The sequence below is a fragment of the Intrasporangium sp. genome (assembly GCF_032907665.1).
Taxonomy (GTDB): Bacteria; Actinomycetota; Actinomycetes; order Actinomycetales; family Dermatophilaceae; genus Intrasporangium.
The window spans coordinates 6,266-16,025 of the sequence record NZ_JAJJPG010000087.1 but is presented as its reverse complement, the minus strand read 5'-3'; the positions used below and the strand labels follow the sequence as shown (position 1 = coordinate 16,025).

The 9,760-nt window shown below is 72.5% G+C and carries 10 protein-coding genes; 4 read left to right on the top strand and 6 right to left on the bottom strand.

The genetic code is table 11. The features are described from left to right. The 3 genes from LOY02_RS13095 to LOY02_RS13085 form a co-directional block, all read left to right on the top strand. On the top strand, positions 1-995 hold a 995-nt coding region (locus LOY02_RS13095; protein ID WP_317182802.1), incomplete at its 5' end, for a GlxA family transcriptional regulator. A gap of 134 nt (positions 996-1,129) precedes the next feature. After that, a complete protein-coding gene (locus LOY02_RS13090) occupies positions 1,130-1,522 on the top strand; it encodes a GNAT family N-acetyltransferase (protein WP_317182801.1) in 393 nt (130 codons plus the stop codon). A gap of 13 nt (positions 1,523-1,535) precedes the next feature. Further along, complete coding sequence (locus LOY02_RS13085) at positions 1,536-4,259, top strand: helix-turn-helix transcriptional regulator (RefSeq protein WP_317182800.1); 2,724 nt, start codon at positions 1,536-1,538, stop codon at positions 4,257-4,259. 54 nt (positions 4,260-4,313) lie between these two features. Here the strand turns inward: LOY02_RS13085 and LOY02_RS13080 are convergent, their stop codons facing one another. Beyond that, a complete protein-coding gene (locus LOY02_RS13080) occupies positions 4,314-4,949 on the bottom strand; it encodes a response regulator transcription factor (protein ID WP_317182803.1) in 636 nt (211 codons plus the stop codon). A gap of 71 nt (positions 4,950-5,020) precedes the next feature. Further along, positions 5,021-6,127: a sensor histidine kinase gene (locus tag LOY02_RS13075; RefSeq protein ID WP_317182799.1), complete on the bottom strand. Its 1,107-nt coding sequence runs from the start codon at positions 6,125-6,127 to the stop codon at positions 5,021-5,023. A 189-nt stretch (positions 6,128-6,316) separates the two neighbouring features. On the opposite strand from LOY02_RS13075, the gene LOY02_RS13070 reads away from it, so the two are divergent. Continuing rightward, the gene (locus LOY02_RS13070; RefSeq protein ID WP_317182798.1) at positions 6,317-6,868 is read left to right on the top strand and encodes a DoxX family protein; all 552 of its coding nucleotides are present in this window, start codon (positions 6,317-6,319) and stop codon (positions 6,866-6,868) included. A gap of 100 nt (positions 6,869-6,968) precedes the next feature. Here LOY02_RS13070 and LOY02_RS13065 read toward each other — a convergent pair whose 3' ends face one another. From LOY02_RS13065 to LOY02_RS13050, 4 genes are all read right to left on the bottom strand, one after another. Next, positions 6,969-7,817, bottom strand: a complete 849-nt coding sequence (locus tag LOY02_RS13065) for a hypothetical protein (RefSeq protein ID WP_317182797.1) — start codon at positions 7,815-7,817, stop codon at positions 6,969-6,971. Next, the gene (locus LOY02_RS13060) at positions 7,807-8,751 is read right to left on the bottom strand and encodes an ABC transporter ATP-binding protein (RefSeq protein ID WP_317182796.1); all 945 of its coding nucleotides are present in this window, start codon (positions 8,749-8,751) and stop codon (positions 7,807-7,809) included. The genes LOY02_RS13065 and LOY02_RS13060 overlap by 11 nt, the downstream gene beginning before the upstream one ends. After that, positions 8,751-9,326: a hypothetical protein gene (locus LOY02_RS13055; RefSeq protein WP_317182795.1), complete on the bottom strand. Its 576-nt coding sequence runs from the start codon at positions 9,324-9,326 to the stop codon at positions 8,751-8,753. The genes LOY02_RS13060 and LOY02_RS13055 overlap by 1 nt, the downstream gene beginning before the upstream one ends. A gap of 1 nt (position 9,327) precedes the next feature. Then, a partial coding sequence (locus LOY02_RS13050) for a hypothetical protein (protein ID WP_317182794.1) occupies positions 9,328-9,760 on the bottom strand: 433 nt, incomplete at its 5' end.

The following is a 9,760-nucleotide window of genomic DNA, read 5'->3' as shown; positions in this document are numbered from 1 at the left end:
TCGTCGCGGGCTACCCCGGGGCGGAGCTCGTCGACATCGCGTGCGTGACCAGCGCCCTCGACCTCGCCAACCGGTTGGGCGCCGATCCGGGCTACCAGGTCACGGTCGCCAGCACGGACGGGGGGCCCATCGTGTGCGACTCCGGTCTGATGCTCGGCGCCCAGCTCGCCCTTGCGGGCGTCTCCAGCGTCGACACGCTGGTCGTCTCCGGGGGCCGCGGGCACGAGACGGCGGCCAGGAGCCCGGAGCTGGTCCGCCAGGTGCGCCGGCTCGCACGAGGCGCCCGGAGAGTCGCCTCGGTCTGCACCGGCGCCAGCATCCTGGCCGAGGCGGGCCTGCTCAACGGTCGCCGGGCCACGACGCACTGGCTCTATGCGGCGGAGCTTGCTGCCCGGTATCCGTCCGTCAAGGTGGACTCCTCGCCGATCTTCGTCCGCGACGGGAACGTCGCCACCTCGGGAGGCGTCACGGCGTCGCTCGACCTGACCCTGTCCTTCATCGAGGAGGACCACGGCGCGGAGCTGGCCAGACGCGTCGCCCTCGGCATGGTGACCTATCTCCAGCGACCGGGAAACCAGGCGCAGATGAGCATCTTCACCGCCTCGCCGCGACCGGACCACGCGATCCTGCGCACGGTGATCGATCACGTCTCGGCCCACCCGGAGCGCGACCTCACCGCGGCAGCGCTCGCCGACATCGCCAGCGTGAGCCCCAGACACCTCAACCGCCTCTTCCACGAGCACCTCGGGGAGACTCCCGGCACCGCAGTCCGCCGGATCCGCCTCGAGCTCGCGGCCGGGCTGGCGTCGACGACCGACCTGCCCTTCTCGCAGATCGCGCGCCGCTGCGGCTTCAAGTCCGCCGAGACCCTGCGCCAGGCCTTCGTCGCCAGATACGGCGTCTCTCCCCGGGCATTCCGGCAGACCCAGTCCTCGACCACGCCTGCGGCTCGACGCGGGGGGAGCAGGGTCGGCGTCGTCAGGAGCACCGCCTAGTCATGGCCTCGCGGGAGCACTCGGTGTCGTCTCCCCCACGCCACGGCCCGTGGGTCCGAGCGGGCCGACGCGAGGACGTCGCTGCCGTGGCGGACATCTGGCGCGCCGGATGGCGCGAGGCGCACCATGGGAGGGTGCCCGACGATCTCGTGAAGGCTCGGACGGCATCGTCCTTCCTCGAGCGCGCCACGGACCTCGTCGGCGCCACGACCGTCGCGGTGGTCTCGGGCGAGATCGCCGGCTTCGTCATGGTGGCCGAGGACGAGGTGCAGCAGCTCTACGTCGCGCCCGGGCACCGCGGAGGCGTCGTGGCGCGGGCGCTCCTGTCGGCTGCCGAGGCGGTCGTCGCCGGGCGCGGTCATGCGGAGGCCTGGCTGGCCGTCGTCGCCGGAAATGCCCGGGCCCGGAGGTTCTACGAAGGCGCCGGCTGGCGCGACCTGGGCCAGTTCGACTACGCCGCGACAGGCCCCCGGGGTCCGATCACCGTCCCGGCGCACCGCTACGTGAGGACCGTGCGGTCCGGGTGAGTCGGTGGTGCGCATGAGCCTCAACGGCGCACCGGCGGAGCTGACGAGCTTCGTGGGTCGCCAGGGTGAGCTCGGTGAGGTGACTGGCCTCGTCGTGAATCGGCGACTGGTCACCCTGACCGGTATCGGGGGCTGTGGCAAGACCCGGCTCGCCGCACGTGTCGTCGAGCGGGTCGGGTCCGCCTGGCGGGACGGGTCGACGTTCGTCGATCTCGCATCGATGCCGGATCCAGACCGAGTGCCCGGCGCCGTCGCGGACGCCATCGGGCTGTCCCTCGACCCCGACGGCAGGCCGACCACGCAGATCGCGGCGCATCTCCAGCACCGCCACCTCCTGCTCTGCCTCGACACGTGCGAGCACGTCCTGGATGCCGCCGCCGAGCTCGTGGAGCTCGTGCTGACCACGTGCCCCGACCTCGCGGTCCTGGCCACGAGCCGCGAGCCGCTGAACGTCGCCGGCGAGACGGTGTGGCAGGTGCCGCCCCTGCGGGCGCCGGAGGCAACGCAGCTCTTCGAGGAGCGAGCGTCCTTGGTGTCCCCACGGTTCGACGCGGAGGGGGATGCCGACGTGATCGCCGCGATCTGCGCCCGGGTCGACCATGTTCCGTTGGCGATCGAGCTCGCGGCGGCATGGGTGCGGGCACTCTCCCCAGCCCAGATCTTCGCCGGGCTCGACGACACCTTCCGGCTCCTCGTGGGTGGCCCACGCACGGCTGAGCCCCGCCATCGGACCCTGGACGCGTCGATGACGTGGTCGGTCGCCCTCCTCGACGAGCCGGAGCGGCAGCTCTTCCGGTTCCTGTCCGTCTTCCCCGACACGTTCACCCTCGAGGCTGCGCAGGCGGTCGGGCATCCTTCCAGCACAGGGGATCCCGCGTCCCATCACATCTTGCCGTTGCTCGGCAGGCTGCTGGACACCTCGCTCCTGACGATCCGGGAGGTGCAGGGCGAGATCCGCTACCGCTTCCTCGACACCGTCCGTCAGTACGCCGCAGCCATGCTGGCCGACGCGGGCGAGGCGGACGGCGCGCGGCACCGGCACCTTTCCTACGTCCGCGTCCTCACCGAGGAGGCAGAGGTCGGCGCGGACCTCGACCAGGAGCGGTGGCGGACCGTCCTCGACGGGCACCGAGCCGACGTCTCGGCGGCGCTGCAATGGGGCCTCGCACAGAGGGGTGCGGCCCTCGACGAGGCCCGGCGGCTCGCGGCGGCGATCGCGAGGCACTGGCTCGTCAGCGGACAGACTGCCGAGGGGCTGCCCGTGCTCGACCGAGCCCTCGCCCTGGCCCCGGACGACGAGTCCGCCCTCCAGGCGCGGCTCCACGCGGGCCACGCGATGCTCGGCATGGCTCGGGGCCGCCTTGCGCTCGTGGCGAACTCGGCGGAGCGCGGCGCGGGCATCGCGACCCGGACCGGCGACGAGATCGCTCGGGCCCGGTGCCTTGCCATGGCGGCCTTCCCGGCCTTCTTCGAGGACTTCGAGCGGTGCGCGACCCTCGCTCGGGAGGCCCAGGCCGCGGCCGAAGAGGCGGGCGACGTCTTCAGCCGTGACTGGGCAGGGGTGATCGAGGCGTACGCGCTGCAGACCCGAAACCGCAACGAGGAGGCGCAGTCGGTCGCCCGCCGCGTCGTCGCCCGCAGCCGACAACGCCAGGACCGGTTCTGCGGGGCGTGGGCGCACGGCGTCGAGATCTACACGAGGATGACGAGTGGAGACGTCAGGGGCGCAGTGGCCGTGGGGCGGGAGGTCGTTGAGCTCGTCCGTCCCCTGGGCGACTACTTCGGAGCAGGCACCCTGACGTGCAACGCCGCTCAGGTGCTGGCCGTGTCAGGAGCCATCGACGAGGCACACTGCCTGCTCGAACCGGTCATCGCCTCCATCGATCCCTCGCGCGAGCTCGACGTCGTCGGCTTCATGATGTCGATCGGCCTGATCCATCTCTTCACGGGTGAGCTGGACGACGCCCTGCGATGGTTCGACAAGGGTGTGAGCCGGCTCGCGGACCGGCCCACGGACTGGACCGCCGGGCGGTGCCTCCCCGGTCTGGTCAGCACGCTGCGCCGTCTGGGCCGAGCTGACGAGGCGCGCCGGTGGGCCGCCCGGGGCACGCCCCTGCTCCGGAGCTTCCAGGCGCCGTACGAGGAGGCCGCGCTGCTCGACGAGTCCGCGCGCCTGGCCGCGGCGGAGAACCCTGACCGCGCCCGTGAGCTGCACCTCCAGGCCCTCGTGCTGCGCCGCGACCACGGTGTCCGGGTGGGCTACCCCGACAGCCTCGACGCCCTCGCCGAGCTGGCCACAGCCGGGGCGGACCCGTCCGAGGCGGTCCGACTGCTCGGAGCGAGCGACGCGGCGCGCGCTGTCATGGGCTACCCCCGACCCCCTGCGGATCGGGCCCTGCACGACCGTGTCGTGGTCGCCCTGCGCGAGAACCTCGGCGCCCGCGCCTTCGCCGATGCCGCGGACGAGGGACGGTCGGCGGACCTCGACGTACTCGTCGGATCGCTGACCCGCGGGCGCGGACCCCGCAACGGGGCGCCCCGCCGACTGGGCGGTCTCACACCGGCCGAGCTGGAGGTGGCCCGCCTCGCCGCGGAGGGGCTGACCAACCCGCAGATCGCGACCCAGCTCTACATGAGTCGCTCGACGGTCAAGGCGCACCTTGCGCGGATCTTCCCCAAGCTCGGTGTCGCCAACCGCACCGCGTTGGCCGGCGTCCTGCGCTCGGAGCAGAGCTGATGCGACCGAGCCCGCCGCCGAGCAGCGGGTCGGGGCGTGACCCGCATCCGCCGCTCAGACCAATCCCGACTGGTAGGCGAAGACGACGAGCTGGGCGCGGTCGCGGGCACCGAGCTTCGTCATCGCCCGGCTGACGTGGGTGCGCGCCGTTGCCGGGCTCACGACGAGCTCCTCGGCGATCTCGGGGTTGCTCAGTCCGAGTGCAGCCAGAGCGACGACCTCGCGCTCCCGGTCCGTGAGCAGGTCGAGGTTCGGGTGGGGCGCCACGGTCCGGTGCGCCCGCTCGGTGAACTCGCGGATCAGGGTGCGCGTGACCGAGGGAGCAAGCAGCGCATCGCCGTCGACGACTGTCCGGATCGCTTCGAGCAGCTGGGGTGGAGGCGTGTTCTTCAGGAGGAATCCGCTCGCCCCGGCGCGCAACGCCGCGAACACGTACTCGTCGTGGTCGAAGGTGGTCAGCACGATGACCCGGGTCCGGCTGGCCCCCGGGCCGGTCAGGATCCGTCCGGTCGCCTCCAGCCCGTCGATCCCCGGCATCCGGATGTCCATGAGGACGACGTCGGGAGTCGTTTCTGCGGCCAGCTGCACGGCCGTGAGCCCATCCGGCGCTTCTCCGGCGACGACGAACCCCTCCTCGCTCTCGATCAGGGTCCGCAGCCCGATCCGGACCAGCTCCTGGTCGTCGACCACGAGGACCGAGACAGGACCCTCATGATGACATCGCGCGGTGTCGCGCTCGGACTGGTGAGTGTGGACCTCGTTCACGTGCTTCCTCCTGTCGGCAGGGTTGCCCGGACGACGAACGTCCTGCTGGCGGGGTCGGGCCCGGCAGAGAACCGACCTGACACCTGCTCGACCCTCCGGCGCAGGCCGGGCAGGCCCAGCCCCTCTCCCCCGGAGGCCGCGAGGGCCTCGTTGACGACGCTGAGGGTGACGGCCTCCGGCAGGTACTGGATCTCGATGGCAGCCCGCGGGTGTGACGAGTGCTTGACGACGTTGGTGAGGGCCTCCTGCAGCACGCGGTAGGCGGCCAGGTCGACCGCTTCGCGAAGGGGCACGGGGTCGCCGCACACCGTCACGTCGACGCTCACACCCGCGCTCTCCACCCGCTCGCGCAGGTCGTCCAGAAGGGCGAGGCCCGGGGTGGGCCCCCGGTGGCCACCCGGTGGCAGACCATGAGGGTGGATCGTCGCCAGAGCCGTCCGCAGCTCGCTGAGCGCCCCCTCGCTGGCACGGCTGATCGCGTCGAGGGCCCCTCTCATCCTCGGCGGATCGCCGTCGCCGACGTGCAGGGCGATGTCGGCCTGCATCTGGATGGCCGCGAGGCCGTGGCCGACCACGTCATGCACCTCCTGGGCCAGACGCAGTCGCTCGGCTGCGACGAGACGGCGGTCGGCCTCGGCGCGCTCGCGAGCGTGCGCCTCGGACACGAGCCGACGGGACAACCCCACCGTGAAGGGGATCGCCACCCAGGCAGCCGCCGGCACCAGTCCGGCTGGGCCGGAGATCGCTGCGGGATGGGTCGGCAGATGCATGAGGAGCAGCGCCAGCGCGACCGTGGCGGCCACCGCCGCTCGGAGCGCGCGCTCCTGCCGAGCCACGGTGTACACCGCCACGGCCACCGTCAGCAGGATGGGCCCGAAGGGATAGCCGACGGCCAGGTACACCGCCACTGCAGGTCCCACGAGTGCGAGGGTCGACGTCGGCCATCGGCGCCGGCCCGCCAGGACGGCGGCGCTGAGCGTCATCAACGCCACGGCGCCGAGGTCGACGAGACGGTCGCGATCACTGAAGCGGTCGAGCCATGGGAGGAAGACGAGGCCGACGCCCGCGAGAGCGGCCGCCACGCCGACGTCGAGACGCGTCACCCCCCAGCAGCTCGGCTCGGGCAGTCGACGTAGCCGCGGTGCGCTCACCGACGTAGCCCTCGGTTGGCGTGGAGCCCCATGCGCGCACCCCAGGTGTCGTCTGCTGGCCGACGACCCCGCCGTCGAGAACCGGGATCGTCGGTGGTGGCGGGTTCAGCACCGAGCCCCCCTGACAACAGGAGGAATTCAATGTCCATCATCACCAGCTCCCGCAGCTCGGCCCCGCAGCGTCCTGAGGCTTCGCACCCGGACACCCAGAGCCGGCCCGATCCCACGACCGGGTGGCGACAGCGCCTCGTCGACCGGAGCCTCGTCCTGCTGGCGGCACACAGCATCGACGCACTCCGCATCAGCCTGGGGCTGGTGATCCTCGGCTTCGGCAGCCTCAAGTTCTTCCCGGGAGCGTCCCCGGCCGAGGGGTTGGTCATGCAGACGACCGAGGCCCTCACGTTCGGCATGGTCACCGGCACGACCGCCGTCGTCGGGACCGCTGTGCTGGAGACCGTCATCGGGCTGGTCCTGCTCACCGGGCGCGGCCTGCGGCCCGGGATGCTCGTCATCGCCGGATGGCTCGCCGGGATCATGGCCCCGGTGGCGCTCTTCCCCGGCGAGATGTTCCCGGGCGGCCTGCCCACCCTGGCAGCCCAGTACGTCCTCAAGGACCTCATCCTCGCCGCCGCCGCGGCCGTGGTTGCGGCGAAGGCCCTCGGTGCCCGGCTGGTGCCCCCGACGAACGCATGAGCCCCGGTGCCGCATCCGGCTCGCCGGTCAGCCCGGGCACCGCACCCGGCCCGCCGGCCGACCTCCTGGTCGGCCGGCGGGACCCCTCGCGCCCGACTGGTCATGTCAGGTCTCGAGCGGTCAGCGCCCCGAGGGCGACGCCAGTGAAGAGCACGATGTACCCGGCCAGAACGAGCAGGGCCTGGGACTGGCTCGCCAGCACGGCCACGCCGAGCGTGTTCTGGCCCCCGCCGAGGCTGGCCACGAGAGATCCCGCTGCCGGGCCGGGGAGGAACGGCTGCACGTCCTCGACCCAGTCGAGCAGCGGGGCCGCGAGCACGGTGATGAGGTTCTGCACCGCGAGCATCCAGACGAGGCCGATACCGACCGGCAGCGCGACCCCGCGGAGCACGACGGCGAGGGCGGCCCCGAGCATCGCCCACATGAACACGACCAGCCAGCCGCCTGCGAGGTCGGCCAACGCCTCCGAGGCCTGCGGCCACGCGGCCGCCCCGACGTCCGCTCCGCCCGCCACCGGTACTCCAGCGTCCAGTGCAGCGATGATCGCGCTGGCCACCGCGCTGACGACCAGCAGGGTCGTGACGAGGACCAGGGCCGAGATCGCCAGGACCCCGGTCTTTCCGGCGAGGACGGCGCCGCGTGACGGCTGCTGGACGAGGATGGTCTTCCACGTGCCGAGCGCGTAGTCCGTGCCCACCGTGAGCACGCCGTGGATGAGGGCGAGGGCGCCGATGAAGGCGGGCAGGCCGCCGATGGCCGTGTCGGCGAACCTCGCGGGGAGCAGGAGTCCGAGGGCATCGCCTCGGGCCGCCTCCCCAAGGGCACCCAGTCCGGCATACGGGATGGCGTAGCCGAACGTGACGGTCAGGCCGGCGGCGGCGACGAGGAGCAGCCACGTCGCGGGGCGTCTGACGAGGACGATCGACTCGGCTCTCAGGTCAGGCCACATCGTGGGTCTCCTTCGTCAGGTCGAGGAACACCCGCTCCAGGTCGGGCTCGTGCCAACGCAGCTCGTGGACCGCGACACCGTCGGCCACGAGAGCGCGGTTGATCGTCGGTGCGAGGTCCGTGGGCACGGCGACCTCGAGCGCGTCCCCGGCCACGGTGACCACGTCCGTCCCGACCAGTCGCGCCAGCCGGTCGCGGGCCCGCTCCAGCGGGGCTGCGCGGACGCGGAGCGCTCCAGGGCCGCCGAGCTCGTCGATGCGCTGCTGGCTCACGAGCCGGCCGTGGCTCACGACCCCGACCCGGTCGCAGATCTGCCGGACCTCCCCGAGCAGGTGGCTGCTGAGCAGCACGGTGCAACCACTGTCGGCCAGGTCCCGGATCACGGCACGCATCTCGGCCATCCCCGAGGGGTCGAGGCCGTTGGTCGGCTCGTCGAGGATGAGCAGCTCCGGGCGTCCCAGCAGCGCAGCGGCCAGGCCGAGCCGCTGCTTCATGCCGAGCGAGTAGGTCCCGTAGCGGTCCTCGGCCCGCTCCGCCAGGCCGACGAGAGCGAGCACCTCCGCGACCCGCCCGTCCGGGAGCCGACGACGGGCGGCGAGGGAGCGCAGGTTGTCCCGCCCCGTCAGGAAGGGATAGAAGGCCGGCCCCTCGATGAGCGCGCCGACCCGATCCAGGGACGTCGTCCCGCGACCCTCCGACAGGGTGCCCAGGATCCGGATCGTGCCGGCGCTCGGACGGACGAGGCCGAGCAGCATCCGGAGGGTCGTCGTCTTGCCCGCGCCGTTGGGCCCGAGGAAGCCGTACACCTCTCCCGATCGCACGTGGAGGTCGAGCGAGTCGACGGCCACGAGATCGCCGAAGCGTTTCGTCAGACCGGTCGTCTCGACGGCGGCCGCCGGTCCCCGGCTCAGCTCCTCACCCGCGCCCGACCTCATCACGCACGTCCTTCCACGCGCTCCCGGCGGGCCCGGCCCCACCCCGTCCGGCCCCAGGGCTTGAAGACGGCGAGGACCGTGGCCAGGGTCAGGGTGGTGAGCGACACGGCGGGCGGGAAGAAGAGCGTTGACACCGCCGCGGGGTCGGGGGCGCCGTCGAGCAGCTCCTGCCCGTACGTCCCGACGGCGCCCATGCCCGGCTCCAGCACCACGAGGATGAGCGTGCAGAGGACGAGGTTGAGGGCCAGCTTCACCGCGACCCACCAGTAGCGGACCAGCCCCCACTTCGTGCCGAGGCCGAGGACGACGCCGCTGACGAGGGCCAGGAGACCGGAGGCGAGCATGGGCCACACGACGAAGGTCGCGAGCGCGCGGTAGGCGAGGCTGCGCACCTGCACGTCACCGCCGAACCAGCCGACGAGGACGAGGACGGCGACGATGACGTCGATCCCGATCCACGCGCCGGCAGACACGACATGCGTGACGAGCACCGCCTTGCGCCATCGCCGAGGCAGCCGTCGCCCGTCGCGGGCGTCGCGCACAGCGGGAGGGGTGGCGTCCCGGGTCGTCGTCATGTCAGACCACCTCGCCCTTCCCGATCCTGCGGCGCAGGCTCACCGCGGCGCAGATCGCCCACACCATGCAGAGCAGCCTCCCGAGGAGGATGAGTGCGGCGCCCTCGAAGACGACGAGGGAGGACAACGACAGCACGGCCGGCACGGCGGCAGCGATCGAAAGGACGCGGATCGGCTTGGTGGTGTTGGGGATTCGCGCGGCCAGCAGGACGAAGACACCGAGCAGCACGACGTGTGCCGTGCCGCCCGCGATGAAGTTCGCCGTGCGCAGCGCCCCGACTGTCTCGACGGACGCGGTCCCGGCCGCAACGGCGAGGACCCAGGCGAGGATGCTCGCCACGAGCATCGAGCCGACGGACGCGAGGCCCCAGGGCATCGCCCGACCCGCGGCGTCCACGCGGGACGTCACGCGCCGCAAGGTCAGGACGAACAGC

What these genes read in the sequence shown, in the direction of transcription:
- LOY02_RS13085 (WP_317182800.1), top strand. Translation starts at nt 1,536, where the DNA reads ATGAGCCTCAACGGCGCACCGGCGGAGCTGACGAGCTTCGTGGGTCGC.
- LOY02_RS13070 (WP_317182798.1), top strand. Translation starts at nt 6,317, where the DNA reads ATGTCCATCATCACCAGCTCCCGCAGCTCGGCCCCGCAGCGTCCTGAG.
- LOY02_RS13065 (WP_317182797.1), bottom strand. Translation starts at nt 7,817, where the DNA reads ATGTGGCCTGACCTGAGAGCCGAGTCGATCGTCCTCGTCAGACGCCCC.
- LOY02_RS13060 (WP_317182796.1), bottom strand. Translation starts at nt 8,751, where the DNA reads ATGAGGTCGGGCGCGGGTGAGGAGCTGAGCCGGGGACCGGCGGCCGCC.
- LOY02_RS13055 (WP_317182795.1), bottom strand. Translation starts at nt 9,326, where the DNA reads ATGACGACGACCCGGGACGCCACCCCTCCCGCTGTGCGCGACGCCCGC.